Genomic DNA, 22,766 nt, shown 5'->3' with positions numbered 1-22,766 from the left:
CTTCGCTGGGGAAGGAACTACTCCGAAGCGGAGATCGCGTCTTCGAGCCGCTCCACCTTGCCGGTCAATTCACCGCTGTAGCCGGGTCGGATGTCTGCCTTGATGACCAGGGAGACACGGCTGCCGTAATGGCCGACCGCCTCGGTGGCGCGCTTGACGACGTCGAAGACCTCGTCCCATTCGCCCTCAATGGTGGTGAACATGGAGTCCGTGTGGTTCGGCAAACCGGACTCGCGGACAATCTTGACGGCGGCAGCGACGGCGTCGTGCACCGAGGCGTCGGGGGTTGGTCCGCCGTTGGCGGCGGATGCGGGCTGGCCCGAAGGGGCGACTGAGAATGCGAGCAACATGAAATCCAGTGTTTCACGTGCCGGTTTGTCACATAACAACGTACTCCCGCGTAACAACGGGCCAACGCCCCTCCGTTGCTACCCTGACAAGCATGGAACAGCCCTCTGAACGCAAGCCCCTCAGGGCAGACGCCGCACGCAATGTGGACAAGATCATCACCGCTGCGCGGCAGTGCTTCCGGGAACACGGACCCGAGGTGCCCCTGCAGACCATTGCCGCCACCGCCGGGGTTGGCCCCGCAACGCTGTTCCGCAACTTCTCGGACAAAGAGCAACTGGTACTGGCAGCGTTGTCACGCCAACTTCGTCAACATGTGGACCCCGTCGCCGCGGCCGCCCTCGACGGCATGGACGCGGCCGAAGGCCTCATCAACGTCATCGATGCCGTGATGCAGGTAGCCAGCGAAGACGCGAACCTGCTTGACGCCGTCGCCGGCCGACGCGGCCTCCTGATCGGCATCACCCGCGGCATTATCGGCTCCATGGCCACCTTGCTGGAGCGCGGCCAAGGCCAGGGTTCCCTGCGCCGGGACATCACCATTGAGGACATGGTCCGCCTCGTGGCCATGCTGATAGGGGCTGTCGACACCATGGAACCAGGGTCGCAGGCTTGGAAGCGTCCCGTGGCTTTGATCGAGGATGCCATCCGGACCGAACGGCCGTCCCGGCCGCTTCCGGAACAGTCCAGCATTCCCGGCGTGACACTGACCGACGCCATCTAAGCGAAGCTTTCCGACGGGCCTGATGGTGAGTCCTGCCCATCGCAGGCAAGGCCGTGCACCACTAGGCTCGGACGTATGAATATTCCTCTGAGCTCATACCCATCCAGCGGGTCCGAATCGGCTGCCGCAGTTGGCCTAGTGATTCTGCTCATGGTCATCTATTTCGCGGTAGTCTTCGCCATCGTCGGTGTGTTCTACATGGGAATCTTCACCAAGGCAGGCCGGCCAGCGTGGGCAGCCTTCGTGCCGATCTACAACGGCATCAAAATCCTGGAGATCGCGGGGCGGCCCTGGTACTGGTTCCTGCTCTCCTTGATCCCTTTCGCCGGAATCTACTTCAGCATCGTTGCCCTTAACGATCTGTCCAAGTCCTTCGGAAAGGACGCAGGTTACACAGTGGGCCTGGTCCTGCTGCCCGTAATCTTCGTGCCGATGCTTTCCTACGGCTCAGCACCGTACCTGGGACCTGCAGCCGGGCGGCAGTTTGTTGCCTACCCGCAGGGTTATCCCCCGGCGTATCCCCAGGGCTACGCCCAGCCCCCGGTCCAGCAGCCCAACGGTCAGCAGTACAGCTAGCCCCAGCCGAGCAATCTCAAGAGGGCCGCGGCCGCGGCGCCGGAAATGACCACCACCAGGAACGGTGCGCGAAGCCACAGCGCGACGGCGGCAGCCACCAACGCGCCGATGCGGGCATCAAGGACCAGCCCTTGGCCGGAAGCCACGGCGTTAACCACCGTCAGGGAGGCCAGCAATCCAATGGTCATGGTGCCGGCCACGTGCATGATCCTGGGGTTCCCCAGCAACTTGGCCGGCACAAAGTAGCCCACCAGTTTGGTGAGGTAGGCCAGTGCGCACGCTATGAGGATCCAGAGCCACAGATTCACTTTTCGCCCCCGGATTCGTGTCGGTGTTTCTCCGCATAAGGATCCACGTCCGGCTCCAGCCCCTCGTCCATGCGTGCGTGGCTGAACCAGCCGATCACACCCGCCACCACCGCTGCCACCAGAATGGGAACGCCTGAGGGAACGAACGGCACGGCCAGGATGGTAGCCAGGGCGCACGCGGCGGCGATGGCCCAGGGTTCGCGGCCCTTCAACCTCGGCCAGAGCAGCGCCAGGAAGGCCGCGACAGCAGCTCCGTCCAAGCCCCACTGCTTGGGGTCGCCCATGGCGTCGCCAGCCAATGCACCAATGGCCGTGAAGATATTCCACAAAATGAATATGCCGACCCCGGCGGTCCAGAATCCACGGCGTTGCTCGTCGGGATCGGTCTGCCCGGACGCCGTCGCGGTCGATTCGTCAATGGTGATGTGCGCCGAAACATAACGCTTCCACCCCCCGGGGCGGAGCATGGCGTTGATCTGCATGCCGTAGATGCCGTTGCGGAGGCCCAGGAGTGCGCTGGCCGTCATGGCGGCCACCCCCGAGCCGCCACCTGCCACCACGCCAATGAAGGCAAACTGCGATCCACCGCTGAACAGCAGGAGGCTCAACACCATCGTCTGCCAGAAATCGAAGCCCGATGCCACCGCGAGGGCGCCAAAAGATACGCCATACAGACCTGTGGCAATGCTCAGGGAGACGGCAATCTTGAACGCCGGCGACTCCCTCAGCTTCATGGGAGCAGCACTCCCACTCATTTCCGCAGGCTCCACGACCACAGGATGAGCGGAATCTGAAGGGGAAGGCGAAGGGTGTGGATGCGCCTCTCGGCTGCTGTGCCGCGGGGACCATAGGCCCGGCGGAGTGCGTCAATATGCCCGGCAAGGAATGCAGTGAACATCGCCGTGGTCGCGTCCGCGGCAACCTTCCGGGTGGCCGGAATCAGGAGCCCCACGGCGGCAGCTGCCTCGATCAAGCCGGAGGAGGCAACCCATTCCTCGCGGGACATCACGGCCAGGGGGCCGTTGGGGCGGCTTCCCGGCTCGTCTTTGCGGCACAGGTAGTCCGGCACCACGGGGTAATAGAACTTAGGAGTACGGAAGTGCTTCGTGGCGCTGGCCAGGAGCAGTGCGCTCAAAGCTACTGCGGACGTAGTTCGGGTTGCTTGTGCTGACCAGCGTAATGACATGAGACCACTCAATCACAAGCGCGGTGGCCTCCAAAGTCAGCTGGAGACCATCAGCTGCGCAAGCACCCGCGCCGGCTTGTTGGTAGTGATCTCATGGATGCCGAGGCCTTGGCACAGGGCGACGTCCTTTTCCGAGTCAACAGTCCATACCCGGAATATACGGCCGGCTTCCAACCAGCGCTGGACGTTCCGTGCATGCTCCCTCACGTAATCGATTCCGGGACCGGCGATCTCCACCTCGCCTTCGTCCAGGACGCGTTCAGCCTCAAGCTGGGTTGCCTTCATGACGTTGGCCACCGCGCCGCCGGTCAGGAAGCCCAATCCGAGTTCCTGCCGGATCTCCTGGACCGTGAAGTCGTCCACCAGTTGGCAGATGTGGTGTCCGGGGACGCTTTGCAACAATCGCTGGACGGAATCTGTGTCAAAACTCATGAAGGAGATCTGAATGTTCTCCAACCGGGATTCTTCCGGGGTCCAGCCCTCTTCCTCCAGCAAAGCGAGTACCCGCTCCTCAAGCTTCAGTTTGTAAGGGCTTGGGTGTTTGAGCTCAATCGCCAGCCCAATCTCCCGTCCCGCCCCGCGCAGGATGTCCAGCAGCTCCGGCAGCGTGAGGAACTGATCGGCCACTCCCCCGTAAGCCTCGGGGATCCGTGCGCCCTTCCACGAGGAGAAATCCAAGGACCGGAGCTCCTCCAAGGTGTGCTCCGCCACCGGCCCGGTTCCAGTGGACGTCCGGTCCAGATTGGCGTCGTGCAGCAACACGACGTGTTGGTCCCTGGTGAGGTGGACATCGCACTCCACGCCGTCGGCACCGTCGGCGATTGCCTGCAGATAGGCCGCCCGGGTGTGCTCGGCGTAGGCGGCACTTGAACCGCGATGGGCGTAGACCTTGGGCCGGCCAGGGGCGAAGTCGTCGCTAGTCATGCAGACACGGTAGCCCACCTCCGTGCATGTACGGGGGCTACGCTGGGCTCATGCAGGTGAACTCTGAACAAATCCCAGCCGAAGACGTCACCAACCCCACATCGTTGCCCACCCGGCCAGGTTCCACAGGTTCCGCACGCACAGGGCGGGGTGCCGCCGTCGTCGGACTCTCAACGGGTGACATGGAAAAGGCAGCCGCGCTGCTCCGCATGAAGCGCTTGGCGCTGGCGTTGCTGATCGCGATGGCGGTGATCTTCACCGTGGCGTTCGCGTTCCAGAAGCAGTATCCGTGGCTGGAATACGTGCGCGCGGCAGCCGAAGGCGGCATGGTGGGTGCGCTGGCCGACTGGTTCGCCGTCACAGCCCTGTTCAAGTACCCCATGGGCCTGAAAATCCCGCACACCGCCATCATTCCCCGCCGCAAGGACCAGATCGGCGAATCCCTTAGTGACTTCGTCGAGAGCAACTTCCTCTCCCAGGAAGTTGTACAGGACAAACTGGCGAGCATCGATATTGCCCGCAAGGCCGGTACCTGGTTGTCCGCGCCGGGCGGAGCAGAACGTGTGGCCAAGGAAGGCGGCGCGATCATCCGCGGCGCGTTTACCGTCCTGAACGACGACGACGTGCAGGCTGTCATCGAGGGCATGGTCCGCAAGCACCTGCTCACCCCGCCGTGGGGGCCGCCCGTCGGCCGGATGGCGGAACGGATCTTCGCCGACGGCCACCACCACACCTTGGTCGATCTGCTGGTGGACCGTGCCGCCGACTGGGTGGATGCCAACCATGCCACGGTCAACAGGCTCGTCTCCGACCGCTCGCCCCTCTGGGTTCCGACCTTCGTGGACGGCCTGGTGGGCGACAGGGTTTACGTGGAACTCTCCAAATTCGTCCGCGCCGTCCAGGCGGACCAGAACCACCAAGTCCGGCAGTCGATAGACGCATACCTCACCGACCTGGCCCAGGACCTCCAGCACGATCCCGCCATGATCGAGCGCGCCGAGTCCATCAAGGCCCAGATCCTCGGCGACCCCGAGGTCCGCGAACTGGCGTCCCGCACGTGGGGAACCGTCAAGACCGCGCTGCTCAACGCCGTCGACGATCCCGACAGCGAACTGAGCCAACGTTTCAAGGGCGCCGTCCGCGACTTCGGTACGCGCCTGGTCAACGACGACGAACTGGCCGGCAAGGTCAATGCCTGGATCGGCGACGCCGCGGGCTACCTGGTCAATACGTACCGCTCGGACATCGCGGGCGTCATCTCGGACACTGTGGCGCGTTGGGATGCCCGGGAAACGTCGCAGAAGATCGAACTGCAGGTGGGCAAGGACCTCCAGTACATCCGGATCAACGGCACCGTGGTGGGTGCGCTGGCCGGGCTGGCAATCTTCACGGTGGCGCACCTGCTGTTCGGCTAGGCGCCCACCCGGCAAGTACGGCTGGGGCCCGCGGCCAGTCCAGCTCTGGAGCTATCCGGACCGCCTTGGTACCTTCAACGCATGCCTATCAAACTTGAGAACGTCGGTATTGCTGTTCGGGACCTCGAAGAAACCATCGCCTTCTTCACGGACCTGGGCCTGACGGTCCTGGGACGTGACACGGTCAGCGGCGAGTGGGCCGACACTGCCGTGGGGCTGGATGGCAACCACGCAAAGATTGCCGTGCTCCAGACCCCCGACGGCCACGGCCAGTTGGAGCTCTTCGAGTACATCCACCCGGACGCGATCGAGACCAGCCCGACCCTGCCGAACGAGATCGGCATGCACCGCGTGGCCTTCTCCGTGGACGACATCGATCAAGCCCTGGCGATTGCCGCCAAGCATGGATACCACCCGCTGCGTGGTGTGGCCACCTACGGCGACGTCTACAAACTCACCTATCTCCGCGGCCCCAGCGGAATCCTGGTGATGCTGGCCCAGAAACTCATGGACGACTGAGGCCTGGCAGCTTTCTCAGCCCAACAAGTGCACCATCTGTCCCGGCCTTGCTTGGCCTATCAGGTCCAGGTCTTCCTCGCGCACCACCGCAATAACGGGCGACTTCGCCGTGGCCGGGCGGTCTGCCAGGGCTATCACGGGCAGGCCCGACGGCGGCAACACCACCGAGCCCCAGGCCAACGGTTGCGGATGGGGTGCTTGAGCGGCTGCCGCACTGCCCGACCGGCCAACCTCAAGCGGCCGCCCGTGCAAACGCGCACCTACGCGGTCCGACTCCGGTGAGAGCGTCCACGGTTCGCTGGTCAACCGAAGCCAGGTGCCGGCGTCGTGGTGTTCCGCCTGAAGTCCTCGCGAAACCCTGGCGACCACCGGACGTTCGGGGTCCAGCGCGCGCCGGGCGTTCTGCTGGACAGCAGGGAAGCCGTGTCCATGCGGCTTCCCGAACGCCACGGCAGACCCGGCACCCAGCGCGGGGCCCAGTGCCGTCACTCCGCCCTGTACAGCGACGTAGTAACGGATCCCAAACAATGCCGGGCCAAGCTCCAGCACCGCTCCGGGAGCCACCCTGACTGGCGTGTTCTGCGGAAATTCGGAGCCGTTGAGCGTCACCATCCCCTCGGCGCCTGTGACTGCCACGGCCGAGCCAGTGACGAAACGGAGCTTGAGCCCACCGACCAATACCTCAAGCCCGGGAGCAGTCTCCGGGTTGCCCAGCAGGGCGTTGGCCACATGCATGGACGCGCGATCCAAGGCTTGGTGGGGCTCAAGGGCAAGCGTCAAGGCCCCCGGATCGACAACCACCGCACCCATCGGGCATACCCTCCTTGGAGAAGCTTGAACTACGCGAACGCCTCGATCTGCACACCGGCCTGCTCAAGGCCTTCCCGAACAGCAGCGGCCATGTCCACGGCACCGGGTGTGTCCCCGTGGATGCAGAGCGAGTCAGCCTGCACCGGGACAATCGTTCCGTCGATAGCCAGTACTTCCTTGCGCGTTGCCAACCGCACGGCCTGGGCCACGACGGCTGCGGGATCGTGCAGCACTGCACCCTCCTGGGTGCGGGGCACCAGTGTGCCGTCCGGCAGGTAAGCCCGGTCCACGAAAGCTTCGCGGAACACGGGATGCCCGGATTCTTCGGCCAGTGTCAACCACGCCGATCCCGGCAGACCGAGCACGGGAAGCCCGGGATCGTACGCGTGGACGGCAGCAACCACGGCCTCGGCTTGCTCGGCATCACGGACAATCCTGTTGTAGAGAGCACCGTGCGGTTTCACGTAATCAACGGATGCTCCGACCGCGTGGGCCATGCCATCGAGGGCACCAAGCTGGTAGAGCACGTCGCCGAACAGTTCGTCGAAGGTCATGTCCAGGGAACGCCGGCCAAAGCCCGCCAGGTCCCGGTAGCCCACGTGGGCTCCGACGCGGACATCCAGTTCGAACGCCGCCCGGCAGCTGTCCAGCATAGTGAGCGGATCGCCCGCATGGAACCCGCAGGCCACGTTGGCGCTGCTCACGATGCGGAACATCGAGGCGTCGTCACCCATGGTCCAGGAGCCGAAAGACTCCCCGAGATCAGCGTTCAGGTCCACTGTTACCGCCTTCCAGCGTCAGGTTTTCAGGTGCCACATCAGGAGTGGCAAGGTTCTTTGCTGCGTTGGGGAGCAGTTCGCCCGGGATGGTGTCCGGCAACGGGCCGAATGCTTCCTTGGCGGTGGAGACGACGGCACGGCCCATCATCAGGTTGCCTGCACCACCCACCACGGCGCCCACCCCGAAGGGCAGGGCACGGCCCAGGAACGCGGTTCCTTGACGCTTCACCAGGCTCTTGAGGAACGCACGCTGGATGGAGTCGCGGATGACCCCGAAGCCACTCCCCGGAATTTTCTTGGTGAGGGTCCGGCCCCACGCGTTGGTCACGCCCTTGCCGCGGCCCAGCGATTGCCCGCTCAGCGCACCCAGCATGGACGTGCCTTCTTCACCCAGCATGATGGCCATGACCATGGTTTGCGCACGCACGGGATCGGTGAGCCGGATGCCGTGCAGCTCCGCCAGGGACGATGCATACAGTGCGGTGGTCTCGAGGAACCCCACCGTCGCAAGCGCTGACAGTCCCAGCGAGGCCGCGGTTCCAATACCAGGCACGACGGCGGTGGCACCCACCGCTGCACCCCCGCCGGAGATGGCAAGCAGGTAGTGGCGTTCGAGCTTTGCCGCAAGCTGTGCCGGTGAATCGTTGGGGTGGCGGCGTTGCAGCCTGCGCAGGTTGGCCAGGACCAAAGGCCGTTGGACTTCGACCGCTTTCAGCAGCACATTGTGGACGCCGGGCTTTGTGTTGCCTTCGGCGTCGAAGACGGCGTTGTGTGCTGTCTCCTGGGCGATTTTCACCGCCGGGTTGGGGCGCTTGGGCATCTTCACCTCTCCTTGGCAGCTGGTCGTTGAACGGGGAACTGCTTGGTTTCAGACTATGTCACACCCCCGCGTTGCAAGGCCCGTTCTGCGCCCTATGTGGACAGGATTCCGCGCAGAGCGGACCTCACAACGGACCGCCCGCGGCGTAGACTGGGGGCACTCACGGAAGCAGTCCAGCAAGGACAGGAAGTATCCGTTATGAACGCCAAAGACGAGAACGAGCATGTCATCCGGCACCACACCGACGCTCCGGCCGAGGGTGAAACGGACGGCTGGGTTTCGCACGATACCGGCATCCACAGCCAGGACCCGGCAGAAGGTCCGGACGTCGACGACGACGGCGACGCCCCGCCGTCGGGCGCTTCATAACTGAGGTTCCTCCCGCACGCGCGCCATCGGCCGGTGCCTTCCACAGCGCCGATACCCAGGTCTAGGCTGATGAAATGGCCGCGTTGAGGGCGCTGCGTCCTTTTGTGCACCGGGACTTCCGGGTGCTGATCTCTGCGCTGTCGATCTCCATTTTCGGATCCGGCATGTGGGCCGTTGCGATGGTCTACGAGGTGATCCACCTCGGCGGCGGACCGCTTGAATTGTCGCTGGTGGCGACTGCTGCCAGCATCGGCCTGGTGGGCTTCGTACTCGCGGGCGGCATCGCGGCGGACCGGCTCCCGCAACGGCTCCTGATCATTGCGGTAGAGGGCGCCAACCTGGCCGTCATCGCAACGGTTACGGCGCTGGCGATGTTCAACGTCCTCCAACTGTGGCACCTCGCCATCGGCGCCTTCGTACTGGGCGTGGGCCAGGCGTTCTTCTTCCCCGCGTACTCGGCAATCCTGCCGCGCATCCTGCCCGCCGACGACCTCCTGGCCGCCAACGGCCTGGAGGGCACCGTTCGGCCGGTCCTGCAGCAGGCCGCAGGACCGGCGCTCGCCGGAATCCTGGTGGCGGCGCTTTCCCCTGCCCATGCTGTGGCGGGGGTTGCGGTCTGCCATTTGCTGGCGTTCGGGATCGTGAACTTCCTGGGCCGCCGGACGTTGAGGGCGGACGCTGTTGGTGCCGGGGAAACGACTGGTGCACGCGGGGACTCGTCCCTGTTCAAGGACCTCGCGGAGGGATTCAGCTACACCATCCGTACTCCATGGTTGCTGTGGACCCTGGTATGGGCGTGCCTGTCCGTACTGTTCCTCATCGGGCCCATCGAGGTCCTGCTGCCTTTCGTTGTCCAGAACCAACTGGGCGGGGACTCGAGGATGTTCGGTTTCCTTCTGGCCATCATGGGCGTTGGAAGTGCCATCGCCGCGCTGGCAACAGCTTCTTTGCGCCTCCCCCGCCGCTATCTGACGGTCATGGTGCTGACGTGGGGCCTGGGGAGCCTGCCCGTGGCCGCGATCGGATTCATGGACAGCTTTTGGATGCTCGGCGCGGCCATGCTCATCTTCGGGGTCACTGAGGGAGTCGGAACAGTGATCTGGGGAACGTTGCTGCAACGGCGCGTTCCACGTCACTTGCTGGGCCGCATCTCCAGCCTGGACTTCTTTGTTTCCCTGGCCCTGATGCCGGTGTCCATGGCTCTCGCCGGCCCGATCGCCGAGGTGGTTCCCCTGTGGCTCATCTTCTTCGTTGGTGGCTTGGTCTGCCCGATCATGGCCTTCGTCGCTTTGTTCTTTGCGCGGATGATGACCGATGAGATCCAGAACCCGCTTGCCCCGGATGCCTCCGACCCGGAAATTGCAGACACGCAGCCAGACGCTGTGTAGCGTGGGCCCTACCTTAGGAAGGACACAACCATGGCCGCTGGAACCAAAGACGATCCGTGGCACCTCACCACTCCACCTGGATCCTCCGACTACACCATGTATAAGGACGAAGCCGCGGATCCTCCGGCGATTGTTTGCCAGGTGGGATCCACCAAGCTGCTCTATCAATTACGCGCCATCGAGGACCTGTACGCCTGGCTCCTGGAACAGGGTGACTGGGTTCCACTCGGCGCCGCTGACGAGGGCAAGGATGCCGCTGACGGCACCGTCGAAGCGTGGGGCCGCAGCGATACCAACCCCGTGGGCGGTTGGTATGGACTGCGCAAGGGCTACCGGGGCAGGTTCGGAATGTACATGCCGCCGCTGATGGAAGCCCTCGGGTTGGCAGAGCTGACGCACGAAAAGCGGAACAACAGCATGCGGGCCATCAGGAAGTAGGTGTTCGCCGGACCTGAACGCTCCTGATGGGACCGGGTTGACGCCGCCGTCGGCAAGCGTGGCCACCATGACCGCAAGGTTGCGGGAGCCAACGCAACCGCCGCTATTTGCCTTCGGCAAGAATGCCGATCTGGGTCCCGTCCTGCCCGAACACCGCCAGCTTTCCGTCCTCCTGGATCTTGGCGGTCGCGGCATTCGACAGCCAGGTGTCAACGCCTTCGCAGGCCATGCGGGTGGACGAGAAACCTCCGAACGTGATGGTTTTGCCGTCTTCCTTCCAGGAGCCGACAAGCCTGTTGCAGCCATCGGTTCCGGTGGCCTGGCCGTCCGACTTCATGTCGAGGGAGGGTTGCTTGGCATCGCTGGTGTCACCCCAGACCCCAACGAACGGACTGGTGCCGCTTCCCGCACAGCCTGCCAGGACAGCAGCAGCAACGAATGCCAGGGAAACAGCGCGGAACATGCGGGTCTGGGTCTGCGCCATGCGGCCAGTCTAGGTTCGGTGTTCCCAGCTGCACCAGAGCCTGGACATCGCGCCGGTCATCATCTGGTGGCGCTCACAATTTTGCCGTCGACCGGATCGTGCGGTCGGTCGCGACTCAGACGACCGACCGCACTAGCCCGGTTCAACGCAGCGACGGCGCCCCGGGCGGGCCCCAGAACCCGCCACACCCATCGCTGCAACTCCGCCGATGAACCGCAAGGCAGCCGAAAAGGGCAACGGCGCAGTCCGCGGTTCAACGACACGGGCACTCAATATGTGCTTTGACCTGCGCAAACGTGACGCAGAGTTTCCAAACTTATTTTTTCGCGGGCCATAGGTGGAAGAACGGTGCCCGACACCGGGTGCAATTTCACAACGGACGGCCCCGGCCCATGAGCCTCTCCGCCGCCTGTCACGATAGCGTCCCCTGAAATCGCATCACTTTTCCGCCGTCCCTCCCACATATCAGTAGACGGAATACAGCCAACGGATGCGCCCCAGGAGCACAACGTGAAGTCACCCTATGGAACGCCCACGACGACCGCCTTTGCCTTGACCGACGCCCCGGATATCCATCTCTTGCTGATGGCAGCATTGATTTTCCTGGCAGGCCTGGCTGGGCTGGGTACAGTCACACTCCTGTTGCTGTTGGCGCCCTTTGCGGCCCTCCTGATGGCCTGCCCCGGGTCAAAAAGGACCGCGCAAGTGACCACCGCCGCAGCAACTCCCCTGCAACGCAAGGAGCCCGACGGCGGTGCGGCGCGCCTGCCGCCGCCACGCGCCCACGGTAAGGAGGCCGCCTGACGTCAGCCTGCTCCCGCGGATGCGACACAGCCGGCGAAAGCCCGCCACAAGCGTGAAACAAGTTGATGGGTTGTATCGAGGGTTTAGTCCTCGAACCGCAGGTGGCTTTCGGCACTGCCGCTCAAGTGCGCGATGATGTCCGCGGCCACGGCATGCAACTTCTGGTTTCTGTGGCTGGAGGCTTTCGTCAGAAACTCGAAGGCCTCGTCCTGGCTGCAACGGTTTTGGGCCATGATGACGCCGCATGCCAGGTCAATGACGGTCCTCGAGGACATTGCCGTCTTCAGGTCGGCGTTGAGTTGCTCCACGGTTTCAATCCGGATCGCCAGGCGCAAAGTACTGCCGGTGACCTCCGTGAAGGCCGCAGCTTCATCGATCACTTCCTGCGTGAAAAGGCCAGGCTTGGGAGCGAAGAAGTTGATGACAGCCTGGGATGTCTCACCCAGGTCCATGGGTACGCCCAAGGCGCTGTGTATGCCCTCGGCGGCCAAGGCGCTGCTGTATGCGGGCCAGTTGGTGTCCGTAGCAACGTCCGCCAGCAGCACCGGACGGCCGGCGTCCAAGGCCTCCAGGCAGGGACCCTGCCGAAGTTCCTGCTCAATCTTGTCCAGCTGCACGGCCCTTTCGCTGCTGCCCGCCACGGTAGCGGTGCGTTTTCGGCGGCGCAGGGTAAGGGCACAATCAATTTTTTCCCCCGCTACTTTGCTCATCGCATCGGAGGCGAAGCCAGTCACGCCGTTGAGGATGGCGTGGATATCAGAGCTACCAACCACCAGTTCGTGCAGGCTTCGGATATGTTCGGCACTGCCAGTGGGTTCCATAGGCCTAATGGTAGGAAGTGTTGGGCCTCCCGTCACGTGCTGCGGGATAACCCGTCTTCCGCCACCCACTCCGGGTGGCTACCCTAGGCCCATGGAATCAGCACTGGACTCGTGGGGAGAGTTCAACGTGGCGATCGCCGGAGCCGGAGCGGCACTCGGTGGGCTGCTGATCGTGGCTCTGTCCGTGAACATCAAACAGATCGCCGAGTCACGGGGCCTCGCCGCGAGGGCAGGAGCCGCTATCTCCGCCCTTATCCTGGGCGTGGTCCTGGCCTGTGCCGCGCTCATTCCCGGGCAGGAACTGTGGGCTTTCGGCGTCGAAGTCCTGGTGGGAACGCTGGCCGGCGGGGTAATCGCGTTCCTCGCTGCCCGCGCCATCCTGGAGGACGACACCCCAGGGCATCCGCACCGCTGGGACGCCCAGCACATCGCATCTTTTGTTTTCCCCCTGGTGATCTACGCGGTGGGCGGAGTACTGATTCTTCTGTCGTTGCCTGCGGGTCTGGTGGTGGTGGCACTGGGAACGATCATTGCGTTGATCGGAGCCGTCGTGTTTTCGTGGGTCGCACTGGTGGAAATATTGCGCTGATGATCCTGAAGCGTGAAACAAAAACGCAAGCGGACGACGGCGGGAGCCTCCCGCCGTCGTCCGCTTGCGTTAATGCGCTTGCGTTAATGCGCTTGCGTTAATGCGTAGCCGCGTAGCCGCGGCGTCTACATGCTAGAGGTTCTCCACCAGCGAGACGTCGCGAACGGCGCCCTTGTCCGCGGACAGTGCCATGGCGGCATAAGCGCGCAGCGCGGGAGACACGTGGCGCTCGCGGTCCTTCGGCTTGTACCCGCCGTTGGCTTCCAGTTTTTCGCGGCGTTCGGCGAGGATTTCGTCGGAGACCTGCAACTGGAGGGAGCGCTGGGTGATGTCGATGCTGATGATGTCGCCGTTCTCCACCAGGGCGATGGCACCGCCCGAAGCAGCCTCCGGGGAGATGTGCCCGATCGACAGGCCCGAAGTACCGCCGGAGAAGCGGCCATCAGTGATGAGGGCGCACTTCTTGCCCAGGCCGCGGCCCTTGAGGAACGACGTCGGGTAGAGCATTTCCTGCATGCCCGGGCCACCCCTGGGGCCTTCGTAGCGGATGACCACCACGTCGCCTTCCTTGATGGTCTTGTTCAGGATCTTTTCCACGGCTTCGTCCTGGGACTCGCACACAACGGCCGGGCCTTCGAAGATCCAGATGGATTCGTCCACGCCTGCGGTCTTCACCACAGCACCGTCAACTGCGACATTGCCGCGCAGTACAGCCAGGCCGCCGTCCTTGGAGAAGGCGTGCTCCACGGAACGGATGCAGCCGCCCGCAGCGTCCGTGTCCAGGGAGGTCCACTGGTTCGACTGCGAGAAGGCCGTGGAGGAGCGAACGCCACCGGGGGCAGCGTGCCAGAGGGCCTGCGCTTCCTCCGTGGCCTTGCCACCGCGGATGTCCCAGTCGTCCAGCCAACCCTCCAGGTCATTGGAATGCACCGAGTGGACGTTCTTGTGCAGGAGTCCGCCGCGGTTCAGCTCACCCAGGAGTGCGGGGATACCGCCGGCGCGGTGCACGTCCTCCATGTAGTAGGTCTTGTCCCCGGCAACGTTCGGGGCCACCTTTGCCAGGCAGGGCACCTGGCGGGACTTGGCATCCATCTCCGCCAGGCCATACTCAACGCCCGCCTCCTGCGCCGCAGCCAGCAGGTGCAGGATGGTGTTGGTGGAGCCGCCCATGGAAATGTCCAGGGCCATGGCGTTGTCAAAAGCCTCGGCAGTGGCGATGGAGCGCGGCAGCACGGAATCGTCGTCGCCGTCGTAATAGCGCTTCACGAGGTCGACGATGGTGGCGCCGGCCTTCTCGTACAGAGCCTTGCGGGCAGTGTGGGTGGCGAGCACGGAACCGTTGCCCGGCAGGGCCAGCCCGATGGCCTCGGCAAGGCAGTTCATGGAGTTGGCAGTGAACATGCCCGAGCAGGAACCGCAGGTGGGGCAGGCGTTCTCTTCGATGAGGTTGATGTCTTCATCGGAGATGGATTCGTCCACAGCGTCGGCTATCGCGTTCACCAGGTCCAAGGAGCGCACGGAGCCGTCCGTCAGGGTGACCCGGCCGGCCTCCATGGGCCCGCCGGAGACGAACACCACGGGGATGTTCAGGCGCAGGGCAGCCATCAGCATGCCCGGGGTGATCTTGTCGCAGTTGGAGATGCAGACCAGGGCGTCAGCGCAGTGTGCGTTGACCATGTACTCAACGGAGTCGGCGATCAGGTCGCGGGACGGCAAGGAATAGAGCATGCCGGAGTGGCCCATGGCGATGCCGTCGTCCACTGCGATGGTGTTGAATTCACGCGGCACTGCGCCGGCGGCGAGGATGGCGTCGGAGACGATCCGGCCTACCGGAGCGAGGTGGGTGTGGCCGGGGACGAATTCGGTGAAGGAGTTGGCCACGGCGATGATCGGCTTGCCGATGTCCTCGTTGGCGACGCCCGAGGCGCGCAGCAATGCGCGGGCGCCGGCCATGTTGCGGCCGTGGGTGACTGTTTTAGAGCGAAGTGCAGGCATGAAACCATCCTGCTGTTGTTCTACGTCGGGTGGAAGACAGCGCTGCTACTAGTAGTGAAAGTACCAGAGTAATAGTGTTGGAGCCGTGAAAGATGAGAGACGCAAGGAACTGGGACTCTTCCTCAGGACCCGTCGCACCCAAGCCCTGCGTTCGGACTACGGGCTGCCACCGGTAGGCCGGTCCCGCGAGCGCGGGCTCCGCCGGGAGGAGATCGCCTTCCTCTCCGGGGTCAGCGTTACCTGGTACACCTGGCTGGAGCAGGGCCGGGACATCAGCCCGTCCCGCCAAGTGCTCGAATCCATAGCGCGCGCCCTGCACCTGTCAGACACAGGGCTGGGGTATGTGTTGTCGTTGGGCGGCTACTCGTCAGCGATGCCCGGCCGCCCGGCTGCGACCGACGCTCCCGCCCACGTCCAGCGCCTGCTGGATGCGCTGGATCCCAACCCCTCCTACGCCCTGTCACCGGACTGGGGCGTGGCCGGGTGGAACCGCGCCTATGAGGCGCTGTACCCAAACATCGGAACTTTCGACGCCGCCGACAGGAACCTTTTGTGGCTGGTCTTCACCGATCCCTATGTCCGCGACCTCCTCCCTGACTGGGACGTCACCAGCAAACGGTTCCTGGCTGAGTTCAGGGCGGAGACCGGGCAGCGCCTGGGTGACCCCGATGTGGAGTACCAAGTGGAACGGCTGAGGGAATCCAGTCCGGAATTCCAGGAAAGCTGGGACCGGTACGACATCCTGGGCTTCGAATCCCGCGAGCGCCAGTTCCATCACCCCGCAGTTGGTGTCCTGCACATGGAACACCACCAGGTCTCGCCTTCGGATAGACCGGACCTGCACATCGTGGTCTACACGCCGGCGCCCGGGAGCGACGCCGGTGAGCAGATGCAGCGGCTGATGGGGATCTAGGAGCGTTCCCGTTAGGGCGACAACGCTGTTTCGTCAGCGGTGGCCAGCGTGAGCACGGCTTCTTCCACGGTGTCATGGTCTTCGAGTTCGCTCTCGATCCTGCGCAGCACCACGGCAACTTCATGTTCGGGGTGGTCGCCCTGCAGGTCCACCGCCGCTACGACGTACAGCCTGCGGGGACCTACGTATTCCAGGTGGAGGTAGGTGAGCCGGGCGATATCCCGATGCTCCAGGAGCCTCCGCGCCATGGAGCGTTCAATGTCGGGGGTGACACCCTGGCCAACCAGGAAGCGGCGGTTGCGATCAATCAGGACTACGGCGACGACGGCCAGCAGGACACCCACAACGATCGATCCAATGGCGTCCGGCAGGGGTGATCCCGTGACCTGGTGAAGGAACACGCCCACAAAGGCCACCACCAAGCCCACCAGCGCAGCAGCATCCTCCGCAAAAACTGCGCGCAAGGTGGGATCGGAGCTGAGCAGAACCTGCTCCAAGGTGTGCCGTTCCAACTCCCGGGCTGCCTTGCGGGTCTGCCGGAAAGCTTGGACGAAGGAGATTCCTTCGAGGACAAAGGCCACCGCCAACACCACATAGGCGACGGCGAAGTCCGATGCGGGCTGCGGATCGATGATCTCCTGGATGCCATGCATGATGGACACCACCGCCCCGGCAGTGAAGAGTCCAAACGCGGCAAACATCGACCATACATAGGCTTCACGGCCATACCCCATGGGATGGTTTTTGTCCCGGGGCCGCTGCGAACGGCGTTCTGCCATGAAGAGGAACACCTGGTTGCCTGTGTCCGCCCAGGAGTGCGCAGCCTCGGCCGTCATGGAGGCCGATCCCGTGAGGGCCGCGGCCACCGACTTCGCCGCTGCCACCAAGGCGTTGGCCGTGAAGGCAATGACGACTGTCAGCAGGGTGGAGCTGGAGCCTGTTCTCTTCCGGGATGCTGCCATAGGGAAACCGTACCCAACCACCGGAGGAAAGATGTCCGGCGTCGGCGCTTTTCCTGACGCGCGCTCCACCAGCTTCCTAGCGCCCCGCCCCGGCGCTCCCCGCACGAACTGTCAAAGTACCCGCCAGGTCCACGTCGCTGCCGGAACCTGTGACGCCGGCCTGCGACAGGAGGGTGGCTCCGAAGGCTGCGCTCCAGAACGTCCTGGTTTCCACCGGCAGGGGCCGTTCTACTTCCCAGTCCCGTTGCGCCAGGAGGCGGGCGAGGTAGCGCCCGGACTGGCGGAACAGCAGATCCAGGTGCTGGTCCACTACCGCGGCAAGGGCTGGGCGTGATGTTCCCACCGCCAAGGCCCGAACCACCAGCGGCATGGACGGGAGCATGAGCGCAGTGCGGGCCATGTTCCTACGGAACGATTCGGGACTTCCTGCGCTATGGCCGATCGCCTCCACGCGCTCCGCATCGTGCAGCAAGGCCAGGAAAGCTGCGTGGATGAACAGCGAGTCCTTGGAACCGAAGTAGTAGGTCACCTGGTTGGGAAATACCCCTGCCTCGGTGGCAATCGCCGCCACACTGACGTCAGAGGAGGGGTTGGCGAGGTATAGCTTGACCGCGCTGTCCAGAATTCTCCCCCGGGTCGAATGGCCACGGGCTTGGGATGGACCTCCCGGCTGACGTCTACCTTTGCGTTCTGCGGTCATTAAAAAATTGTACTTCATACAACTATCTGGATATCTTGTATGTCATACAAGAAAGGGAGTCGCCATGAGGGCACGAGATATTGCAGTAACAGGCATCGGCGCGACCACGCCTTTGGGAGGCACCGTCGAGACCACGTGGGCGGCCCTCCTTGCGGGCAGTTCAGGAGTGCGTGACGTCGGGCCTGACATGCTGCAGGACAGCGGACTTCCCGTGACCATCGCCGCACCCATGGCCGTCGACCCCGCCACCGGACTTGACGTCGTCGAAGCGAAAAGGCTGGACCGGGTTCAGCAAGCCGCCCTGGTTGCTGCCGCTGAGGCCTGGACCGATGCCGGGGCGCCCGAGGTTGACGGAACCCGTCTGGCCGTGGCGGTAGGAACAGGTGTTGGCGGGATCGGCACCCTGCTCAGGGAGGACGACACCCTGGAGAACCGCGGCCAGCGCCGCGTATCCCCCCGAGCCGTACCGATGCTGATGCCCAACGGACCCGCCGCTGCAGTGAGCATCCGCTATGGCGCCAAAGCGGGTTCCTACACGCCGGTCTCGGCGTGCTCCTCGGGTGCCGAGGCAATCGCCCTGGCCGCCAGGCTGATCCGCTCCGGCGAAGCTGATGTGGTGATTGCCGGCGGTGCCGAAGCCGCGATAACGCCCTTCACCGTCGCCGCCTTCCTGCAAACGAGGGCTCTCTCAACACTTACAGCAGACCCCGCCTCCGCATCACGCCCCTTTGCCTCCGACCGTGACGGCTTCGTGCTGGGCGAGGGCGCAGGCATTGTGGTGCTGGAAAGCGCCGACTATGCCATGGCCCGCGGCGCCACCGTCCATGCGGTCCTGCGCGGGGTCGGCATTGCCTCCGACGCCTTCCACATGACGGCACCGGCGGAGGACGGCGAGGGCCAGATTACCGCCATCACCAAGGCCCTCACCGACGCTGGCATGAGCGCAGCAGAGGTAGGCCACGTCAACGCCCACGCCACTGGGACGTCCTTGGGGGATCTGGCGGAGGCGAAAGCCATCAAGGCCATCTTCGGCGACACCATCCCCGTGACGGCACCCAAGGCCTCCCTGGGACATCTCTTCGGGGCCGCCGGCGCCGTCGAAGCCATCATCGCGATCCGGAGCGTTGGGCAGGAAGTCATCCCTCCCACGCGTAACCTTCACCCCGGGAACGTGGACTCCGGGATCGGGCTGGACCTTGTCACAGAACAACGCCGCGGAACACCTCCCGCGGCACTGTCCAACTCCTTTGGGTTTGGCGGCCAGAATGTCAGCCTGATCTTCAGTAGGAGCTGAGCCGGGCGGGGAGTTGGGCGGCCAGCTTGGGCGCGCCGACAGCGGGTGAGCCCTCGCCACTTTGGCCGTACAGCCAGTCGTTGTATTGGAAGTCGTTGTCCTTGCGGCTCTTGAACAGCAGGTTTCGAAGCGTCCGCGCCAGCCCGGAAACATGCCAGGACTCACCCCATACGCGGGCCGTCCGCTGGACGCGGGCAGTGCGGGCGGCCCGGACCTTGTTGAATTCCGCGATGGCGTCGTCCCACGCGTCAGCATTGGCGCCGTCGGTGGTGAAGACGGTGCCGGCGGTGACATCCTGCAGCACGGCGGCATCTTCGAGTGCCTGGCACGCCCCCTGGGCCAAATACTGCAGCATGGGGTGGGCGGCGTCGCCCATCAGAACCATGCGGCCCGCCACCCAATTGGTGATCGGATCGCGGTCGTACATGGGCCAACGGATGCTGGTGCCGAGGTTCTCGAGGGCGGCCTGGACGGCGGGGACGCAGTCCTTGTAGGCGGCCTGGAGCTCGTCCACTCCCCCGTACTGTTCCTCTCCCCGCTCGAAGGAGGGGGATTTGAAGACCGCGACAGTGTTCAGCAGTTCGCCTTTCCGGAGCGGGTACTGCACCAGGTGGCAGTCCGGGCCGAGGTAGACCACAACATCGTCGAGGTCGCCCGCCGGAGTTTCGGAGGTGATGGGCACCGTACCGCGGTAGGCAACATACGCGGAGGACACAGGCTCGTCCGTCGCCACCAAGGGGCGGAGCGTCGACTTCAGTCCGTCGGCGCCAATCACCACATCCGCTTCATAGTCCTCACCGGCGGCAGTGTGCACTATGCCACGGCCGTTCAAAGTTTCCATGCTGCTTACCGTGACATCGTTGACCAGCTTCACGCCGGCAGCTTCACATCCTTCGAGCAGCACGCGGTGGAGGTCGCTGCGATGGATCACCACGTACGGGGCTCCGTAGCGTTCTTCGAACTCGCCGCCGAGCGATTGGCGCGTGAGCTCCTCCCCGGTGATGGCATCGCGGAAGACCAGGTGCTTGGGCCGGACGCCGATCTCCAACGCCTTTTCCAGCAGGCCCCAGCGTTTCAGGACGCGCGACGCGTTCGGGGCCATCTGCAGTCCGGCACCCACCTCGCCGAACTCTGGCGCCCGCTCTACCAGCGTGACGTTCGCACCGTTTTCACGGAGGGCCAGGGCTCCAGCCAGGCCAGCCATTCCCCCTCCCACCACCAGGACATCGGTGGACGTGGTGTACTCAGACATTGCTTGCTCCTTGCGGGGTGGTGGAGGTGATTTTGAGTCCGACGGCGGCCAGCAGGACCGCTGCGATGGCGGCGGCACCGGCGAACGCGAGGAAGTTGGAGTTGACGCCCAGCCCGGCCGCCAGCAGCAGACCGCCGACCTGGGGTGCTACGACAGCGCCGATCCGGCCCGTGCCGAGCGCCCAGCCCAGCGCGGTTCCGCGCAGATGGTCTGGGTAATGGCTCGCGACGGCGGCGATGATGAGGCACTGCGTGCCGTGGGTCCCGACGCCGGCCAGCACCAGTGCCAGGTAGACAACACTTACCGGCGGTCCGGCCAAGAGGACCGCAAGGCCGACGGCGGCGACGGCGGCGGCCGCTATCGCCGTCGGAATCGGACCGAAACGGGTGCCCGCCCAGGCGGTGAGGACCGAGCCGGCCACGGCGCCCAGGTTCAGGGCCAAGGCGAAGGTCAGGGCCGATCCGAGGTTGTATCCGGCCAACTGCATCAGGTTGGGCAGCCACGTGCCCAGGCCGTACCAGGCGAACAGGGTTGCGATGGTGGCCAAGGCGAAGAGCACGCTGACACCGAGGTAAGGCGCACGGAGCAGGGAACCGAACCCTGACTTCTTGCTGACGTCAGTGCTTGCCCCGTTGCCCGGTGCCAGTGTCTCCGGGATGAACTTGAGCCCCAGCGGCACCACGATCACCAAGGCCAGTGCTGCCACGAGGAACATGGCTTGCCAGCCAAAAGCGGGAATCAAGGGGATCCCCACCAGTGCTGCGATGGAGCCACCGATCGGCACCCCGGACATCATGAGCGTGGCGATGGTGGAACGCCATTTGGCCGGTACCAGCTCGGCGACCAGCGCGTTGGCTGAGGGGACAAGCCCGCCTAGTCCTATGCCGGCGAGGAGGCGAAGAATGCCGAAAACGGCCGCGTTGGGCGCGAGGGCACACAGGATGGTGAAGACCGAGAAGACGATCGCACAACCAATGATGGTTTTTCGCCTGCCCCACGAGTCGGCCATTCTTCCGGCGAAGATGGCGCCGATCATCATGCCGAGGAATGCCATGGAACCGATGGTCCCGGCGGTCGCCTTGGTGAGGCCCCACCCTGTTTCGGAGATGAGGGAAGACTGGACTGTGCCGTAAACAATGAGGTCGTAGCCGTCGAAGACCACCAGCAGCCAGCAAACAAGGACGGCCAGCGCTGAGCCTTTGGAAAAGCGTGGCGCTGCGCCGGGAGCGTCACCGGTGTCGGCTCCGGAGGTTGGCCCATGCGACGCTGCAGCGGGAAGTGTGTGATTCATCCCACCACTGTCCTGCCGCCCGCAGAATCTGCACCATACAATTCTGTTGTGCAGAATAATCCACCCAGATCCTCCACACGGAAGCCTTTACAGAAAAGGCCTACCTATTCCATCGAGGCAGTGGACAACGCCTTGCAGCTCCTCCAGCTGCTCCGCGATGGTGGCGCCCTCAGGCTCAAGGACGCTGCGGCCGAGTTGGGCGTTGCCCCGTCCACCGCCCACCGGCTGCTTGCCATGCTGGTTTACCGCGGGTTCGCGGTCCAGGATGAGAACCGGCGGTACGTCCCGGGGCCGGCGATGGGTGTGGGCCCAGCTGGGCTGGGCTGGACCAGGCCTTTGCGGGACCTGGCGCTGCCGCACATGGAGCTCCTCTCGGCACGGCTCGACGAAACGGTCAACCTGATGGTTCGGGTAGGCACCAAGGTCCGCTTCCTCGCAACGGTTGAGGGCAGCAACGTCCTGCGCATTGGTGACCGCCAAGGCACGGTCATGCCGGCAGACAAAACCTCCGGCGGCAAAGTCATGCTGGCCGAACTGGAGCCGCCCATGATTGACCAACTGTTCCGCAGCCAGAACGCCGGAATTGGCGGCGACACCATTCCGGACGACAGCTATCCTGCCTTTATCCGGGAACTCGAGACGATCCGCAGCAACGGTTTCGCCGCTAATTTCGAGGGAACGGAAGAAGGCGTGAGCGCGCTCGGCATGGCCCTCCACAACCGGCACGGCCAAGTAGTAGGCGCATTGAGCGTCGCCACGCCTGCCACCCGGTTCCGCAAAGTGTTCGACGCCGGTTTGGTCACCGCGCTGCGGGAGACATGCCGGCAACTCGAAATCGACATCGCCGCCAACCCTGCGGACGAGAACTAAGCGGAGCCACGGCCTCCACCCCACGTTGCGAGGCCCGCTCTGCGCGAAAAGAACCCGGCGAAGGGTGCAGAGTAGGCCTCACAACGCAAGAACTAGTTCTGTACAGCAGAATTTTCTCGGGCACCCGGTACCACCGTCCGTAGGGTCGAACTACGCCAAGAACTGTTCGGACCTATCGAGGAGGCCT

The 22,766-nt window shown here is 64.3% G+C and carries 27 protein-coding genes; 12 read left to right on the top strand and 15 right to left on the bottom strand.

From position 1 onward, the window contains the following. Window positions 1-17 precede the first annotated feature (17 nt). Complete coding sequence (locus QF015_RS15105; RefSeq protein ID WP_429389992.1) at window positions 18-350, bottom strand: thiamine-binding protein; 333 nt, start codon at window positions 348-350, stop codon at window positions 18-20. A gap of 92 nt (window positions 351-442) precedes the next feature. On the opposite strand from QF015_RS15105, the gene QF015_RS15100 reads away from it, so the two are divergent. Beyond that, window positions 443-1,072, top strand: a complete 630-nt coding sequence (locus QF015_RS15100; RefSeq protein WP_310203375.1) for a TetR/AcrR family transcriptional regulator — start codon at window positions 443-445, stop codon at window positions 1,070-1,072. Between the two features lie 75 nt (window positions 1,073-1,147). Continuing rightward, window positions 1,148-1,648 carry a DUF5684 domain-containing protein gene (locus QF015_RS15095; protein WP_429389990.1) on the top strand — a complete coding sequence of 167 codons (501 nt, stop codon included), beginning with the start codon at window positions 1,148-1,150 and terminating at the stop codon, window positions 1,646-1,648. Here the strand turns inward: QF015_RS15095 and QF015_RS15090 are convergent. From QF015_RS15090 to QF015_RS15075, 4 genes are read right to left on the bottom strand one after another with little or no spacing between them, the layout of a single operon-like run. After that, entirely contained in the window at window positions 1,645-1,956 is a 312-nt protein-coding gene (locus tag QF015_RS15090; protein WP_429389989.1) for an AzlD domain-containing protein, read from the bottom strand. The two genes, QF015_RS15095 and QF015_RS15090, sit on opposite strands and share 4 nt — an antisense overlap. Then, on the bottom strand, window positions 1,953-2,711 hold the full coding sequence (locus QF015_RS15085; protein WP_310203380.1) for an AzlC family ABC transporter permease: 759 nt from the start codon (window positions 2,709-2,711) through the stop codon (window positions 1,953-1,955). The genes QF015_RS15090 and QF015_RS15085 overlap by 4 nt, the downstream gene beginning before the upstream one ends. Further along, complete coding sequence (locus tag QF015_RS15080; RefSeq protein WP_429389986.1) at window positions 2,708-3,142, bottom strand: DoxX family protein; 435 nt, start codon at window positions 3,140-3,142, stop codon at window positions 2,708-2,710. The genes QF015_RS15085 and QF015_RS15080 overlap by 4 nt, the downstream gene beginning before the upstream one ends. Before the next feature lie 36 nt (window positions 3,143-3,178). Further along, window positions 3,179-4,066 (bottom strand): glycerophosphodiester phosphodiesterase, encoded by an 888-nt coding sequence (locus tag QF015_RS15075; RefSeq protein ID WP_429389984.1) that lies wholly within the window; start codon window positions 4,064-4,066, stop codon window positions 3,179-3,181. A gap of 50 nt (window positions 4,067-4,116) precedes the next feature. Here QF015_RS15075 and QF015_RS15070 point away from each other — a divergent pair, with 50 nt between their 5' ends. Together QF015_RS15070 and QF015_RS15065 are read left to right on the top strand one after the other, a co-directional pair. Continuing rightward, window positions 4,117-5,481, top strand: coding sequence for a DUF445 domain-containing protein (locus QF015_RS15070; protein ID WP_429389982.1), 1,365 nt, complete (start codon window positions 4,117-4,119; stop codon window positions 5,479-5,481). Window positions 5,482-5,562: 81 nt separating this feature from the next. Next, window positions 5,563-6,000, top strand: coding sequence for a VOC family protein (locus QF015_RS15065; protein WP_310203388.1), 438 nt, complete (start codon window positions 5,563-5,565; stop codon window positions 5,998-6,000). A gap of 15 nt (window positions 6,001-6,015) precedes the next feature. Here QF015_RS15065 and QF015_RS15060 read toward each other — a convergent pair whose 3' ends face one another. Genes QF015_RS15060 through QF015_RS15050 form a run of 3 tightly spaced genes read right to left on the bottom strand, consistent with a single transcriptional unit; the run spans window position 6,016 to window position 8,409 of the window. Beyond that, the gene (locus tag QF015_RS15060; protein WP_429389981.1) at window positions 6,016-6,810 is read right to left on the bottom strand and encodes a biotin-dependent carboxyltransferase family protein; all 795 of its coding nucleotides are present in this window, start codon (window positions 6,808-6,810) and stop codon (window positions 6,016-6,018) included. 29 nt (window positions 6,811-6,839) lie between these two features. Further along, a complete protein-coding gene (locus tag QF015_RS15055) occupies window positions 6,840-7,589 on the bottom strand; it encodes a LamB/YcsF family protein (RefSeq protein ID WP_429389979.1) in 750 nt (249 codons plus the stop codon). Further along, entirely contained in the window at window positions 7,573-8,409 is an 837-nt protein-coding gene (locus QF015_RS15050) for a hypothetical protein (RefSeq protein WP_310203394.1), read from the bottom strand. Before QF015_RS15050 ends, QF015_RS15055 begins: the two co-directional genes overlap by 17 nt. A 198-nt stretch (window positions 8,410-8,607) precedes the next feature. Here QF015_RS15050 and QF015_RS15045 point away from each other — a divergent pair, with 198 nt between their 5' ends. The 3 genes from QF015_RS15045 to QF015_RS15035 all read left to right on the top strand — a co-directional run bounded on the left by QF015_RS15045 (window position 8,608) and on the right by QF015_RS15035 (window position 10,604). After that, window positions 8,608-8,778 carry a hypothetical protein gene (locus tag QF015_RS15045; protein WP_310203396.1) on the top strand — a complete coding sequence of 57 codons (171 nt, stop codon included), beginning with the start codon at window positions 8,608-8,610 and terminating at the stop codon, window positions 8,776-8,778. 74 nt (window positions 8,779-8,852) lie between these two features. After that, a complete protein-coding gene (locus QF015_RS15040; protein ID WP_429389977.1) occupies window positions 8,853-10,166 on the top strand; it encodes an MFS transporter in 1,314 nt (437 codons plus the stop codon). Between the two features lie 30 nt (window positions 10,167-10,196). After that, complete coding sequence (locus tag QF015_RS15035; RefSeq protein ID WP_429389975.1) at window positions 10,197-10,604, top strand: DUF6855 family protein; 408 nt, start codon at window positions 10,197-10,199, stop codon at window positions 10,602-10,604. A gap of 103 nt (window positions 10,605-10,707) precedes the next feature. On the opposite strand, the gene QF015_RS15030 is transcribed toward QF015_RS15035, so the two are convergent. Next, a complete protein-coding gene (locus QF015_RS15030; protein WP_429389973.1) occupies window positions 10,708-11,088 on the bottom strand; it encodes an META domain-containing protein in 381 nt (126 codons plus the stop codon). A 510-nt stretch (window positions 11,089-11,598) separates the two neighbouring features. On the opposite strand from QF015_RS15030, the gene QF015_RS15025 reads away from it, so the two are divergent. Beyond that, window positions 11,599-11,892 carry a hypothetical protein gene (locus QF015_RS15025; RefSeq protein WP_429389971.1) on the top strand — a complete coding sequence of 98 codons (294 nt, stop codon included), beginning with the start codon at window positions 11,599-11,601 and terminating at the stop codon, window positions 11,890-11,892. A gap of 83 nt (window positions 11,893-11,975) precedes the next feature. Here QF015_RS15025 and QF015_RS15020 read toward each other — a convergent pair whose 3' ends face one another. Then, on the bottom strand, window positions 11,976-12,713 hold the full coding sequence (locus tag QF015_RS15020) for a GAF and ANTAR domain-containing protein (protein WP_310203404.1): 738 nt from the start codon (window positions 12,711-12,713) through the stop codon (window positions 11,976-11,978). 91 nt (window positions 12,714-12,804) lie between these two features. On the opposite strand from QF015_RS15020, the gene QF015_RS15015 reads away from it, so the two are divergent. Next, entirely contained in the window at window positions 12,805-13,302 is a 498-nt protein-coding gene (locus QF015_RS15015; protein WP_310203406.1) for a hypothetical protein, read from the top strand. A 132-nt stretch (window positions 13,303-13,434) separates the two neighbouring features. Here QF015_RS15015 and ilvD read toward each other — a convergent pair whose 3' ends face one another. Beyond that, the gene (gene ilvD, locus QF015_RS15010) at window positions 13,435-15,297 is read right to left on the bottom strand and encodes a dihydroxy-acid dehydratase (RefSeq protein ID WP_429389969.1); all 1,863 of its coding nucleotides are present in this window, start codon (window positions 15,295-15,297) and stop codon (window positions 13,435-13,437) included. A gap of 85 nt (window positions 15,298-15,382) precedes the next feature. On the opposite strand from ilvD, the gene QF015_RS15005 reads away from it, so the two are divergent. Further along, window positions 15,383-16,210, top strand: a complete 828-nt coding sequence (locus tag QF015_RS15005; RefSeq protein WP_429389967.1) for a helix-turn-helix transcriptional regulator — start codon at window positions 15,383-15,385, stop codon at window positions 16,208-16,210. An 11-nt stretch (window positions 16,211-16,221) separates the two neighbouring features. Here the strand turns inward: QF015_RS15005 and QF015_RS15000 are convergent, their stop codons facing one another. Together QF015_RS15000 and QF015_RS14995 are read right to left on the bottom strand one after the other, a co-directional pair. Then, window positions 16,222-17,172: a cation diffusion facilitator family transporter gene (locus tag QF015_RS15000; protein ID WP_429389966.1), complete on the bottom strand. Its 951-nt coding sequence runs from the start codon at window positions 17,170-17,172 to the stop codon at window positions 16,222-16,224. Window positions 17,173-17,248: 76 nt separating this feature from the next. Next, the gene (locus tag QF015_RS14995) at window positions 17,249-17,872 is read right to left on the bottom strand and encodes a TetR/AcrR family transcriptional regulator C-terminal domain-containing protein (RefSeq protein ID WP_429389964.1); all 624 of its coding nucleotides are present in this window, start codon (window positions 17,870-17,872) and stop codon (window positions 17,249-17,251) included. A gap of 64 nt (window positions 17,873-17,936) precedes the next feature. Between QF015_RS14995 and QF015_RS14990 the strand changes: the two genes are divergently transcribed. Next, on the top strand, window positions 17,937-19,166 hold the full coding sequence (locus QF015_RS14990) for a beta-ketoacyl-[acyl-carrier-protein] synthase family protein (RefSeq protein WP_429389962.1): 1,230 nt from the start codon (window positions 17,937-17,939) through the stop codon (window positions 19,164-19,166). Here the strand turns inward: QF015_RS14990 and QF015_RS14985 are convergent. Both QF015_RS14985 and QF015_RS14980 read right to left on the bottom strand, forming a co-directional pair. Beyond that, window positions 19,153-20,418, bottom strand: a complete 1,266-nt coding sequence (locus tag QF015_RS14985; protein WP_429389960.1) for an FAD-dependent oxidoreductase — start codon at window positions 20,416-20,418, stop codon at window positions 19,153-19,155. The two genes, QF015_RS14990 and QF015_RS14985, sit on opposite strands and share 14 nt — an antisense overlap. Continuing rightward, the gene (locus QF015_RS14980; protein ID WP_429389958.1) at window positions 20,411-21,709 is read right to left on the bottom strand and encodes an MFS transporter; all 1,299 of its coding nucleotides are present in this window, start codon (window positions 21,707-21,709) and stop codon (window positions 20,411-20,413) included. Before QF015_RS14980 ends, QF015_RS14985 begins: the two co-directional genes overlap by 8 nt. Window positions 21,710-21,757: 48 nt before the next feature. Here QF015_RS14980 and QF015_RS14975 point away from each other — a divergent pair, with 48 nt between their 5' ends. Next, the gene (locus QF015_RS14975) at window positions 21,758-22,579 is read left to right on the top strand and encodes an IclR family transcriptional regulator (RefSeq protein WP_429389956.1); all 822 of its coding nucleotides are present in this window, start codon (window positions 21,758-21,760) and stop codon (window positions 22,577-22,579) included. Window positions 22,580-22,766 lie beyond the last annotated feature (187 nt).

The organism is Paenarthrobacter sp. TE4293 (assembly GCF_050435325.1).
GTDB lineage: Bacteria > Actinomycetota > Actinomycetes > Actinomycetales > Micrococcaceae > Arthrobacter > Arthrobacter nitroguajacolicus_C.
This window is presented reverse-complemented; position numbering and strand designations above follow the sequence as displayed.

Bases quoted from the DNA above. Each gene is read 5' to 3' on its own strand.
- QF015_RS15065 (WP_310203388.1), top strand. From the start codon at position 5,563: ATGCCTATCAAACTTGAGAACGTCGGTATTGCTGTTCGGGACCTCGAA.
- QF015_RS15070 (WP_429389982.1), top strand. From the start codon at position 4,117: ATGCAGGTGAACTCTGAACAAATCCCAGCCGAAGACGTCACCAACCCC.
- QF015_RS14995 (WP_429389964.1), bottom strand. From the start codon at position 17,872: ATGACCGCAGAACGCAAAGGTAGACGTCAGCCGGGAGGTCCATCCCAA.
- QF015_RS14985 (WP_429389960.1), bottom strand. From the start codon at position 20,418: ATGTCTGAGTACACCACGTCCACCGATGTCCTGGTGGTGGGAGGGGGA.
- QF015_RS14980 (WP_429389958.1), bottom strand. From the start codon at position 21,709: ATGAATCACACACTTCCCGCTGCAGCGTCGCATGGGCCAACCTCCGGA.
- QF015_RS15035 (WP_429389975.1), top strand. From the start codon at position 10,197: ATGGCCGCTGGAACCAAAGACGATCCGTGGCACCTCACCACTCCACCT.
- QF015_RS15075 (WP_429389984.1), bottom strand. From the start codon at position 4,066: ATGACTAGCGACGACTTCGCCCCTGGCCGGCCCAAGGTCTACGCCCAT.
- QF015_RS15030 (WP_429389973.1), bottom strand. From the start codon at position 11,088: ATGGCGCAGACCCAGACCCGCATGTTCCGCGCTGTTTCCCTGGCATTC.
- QF015_RS15100 (WP_310203375.1), top strand. From the start codon at position 443: ATGGAACAGCCCTCTGAACGCAAGCCCCTCAGGGCAGACGCCGCACGC.
- QF015_RS15015 (WP_310203406.1), top strand. From the start codon at position 12,805: ATGGAATCAGCACTGGACTCGTGGGGAGAGTTCAACGTGGCGATCGCC.
- QF015_RS15095 (WP_429389990.1), top strand. From the start codon at position 1,148: ATGAATATTCCTCTGAGCTCATACCCATCCAGCGGGTCCGAATCGGCT.
- QF015_RS15085 (WP_310203380.1), bottom strand. From the start codon at position 2,711: ATGAGTGGGAGTGCTGCTCCCATGAAGCTGAGGGAGTCGCCGGCGTTC.
- QF015_RS15040 (WP_429389977.1), top strand. From the start codon at position 8,853: ATGGCCGCGTTGAGGGCGCTGCGTCCTTTTGTGCACCGGGACTTCCGG.
- ilvD (WP_429389969.1), bottom strand. From the start codon at position 15,297: ATGCCTGCACTTCGCTCTAAAACAGTCACCCACGGCCGCAACATGGCC.
- QF015_RS15105 (WP_429389992.1), bottom strand. From the start codon at position 350: ATGTTGCTCGCATTCTCAGTCGCCCCTTCGGGCCAGCCCGCATCCGCC.
- QF015_RS14990 (WP_429389962.1), top strand. From the start codon at position 17,937: ATGAGGGCACGAGATATTGCAGTAACAGGCATCGGCGCGACCACGCCT.
- QF015_RS15045 (WP_310203396.1), top strand. From the start codon at position 8,608: ATGAACGCCAAAGACGAGAACGAGCATGTCATCCGGCACCACACCGAC.
- QF015_RS15050 (WP_310203394.1), bottom strand. From the start codon at position 8,409: ATGCCCAAGCGCCCCAACCCGGCGGTGAAAATCGCCCAGGAGACAGCA.
- QF015_RS15080 (WP_429389986.1), bottom strand. From the start codon at position 3,142: ATGTCATTACGCTGGTCAGCACAAGCAACCCGAACTACGTCCGCAGTA.
- QF015_RS15020 (WP_310203404.1), bottom strand. From the start codon at position 12,713: ATGGAACCCACTGGCAGTGCCGAACATATCCGAAGCCTGCACGAACTG.
- QF015_RS15000 (WP_429389966.1), bottom strand. From the start codon at position 17,172: ATGGCAGCATCCCGGAAGAGAACAGGCTCCAGCTCCACCCTGCTGACA.
- QF015_RS15060 (WP_429389981.1), bottom strand. From the start codon at position 6,810: ATGGGTGCGGTGGTTGTCGATCCGGGGGCCTTGACGCTTGCCCTTGAG.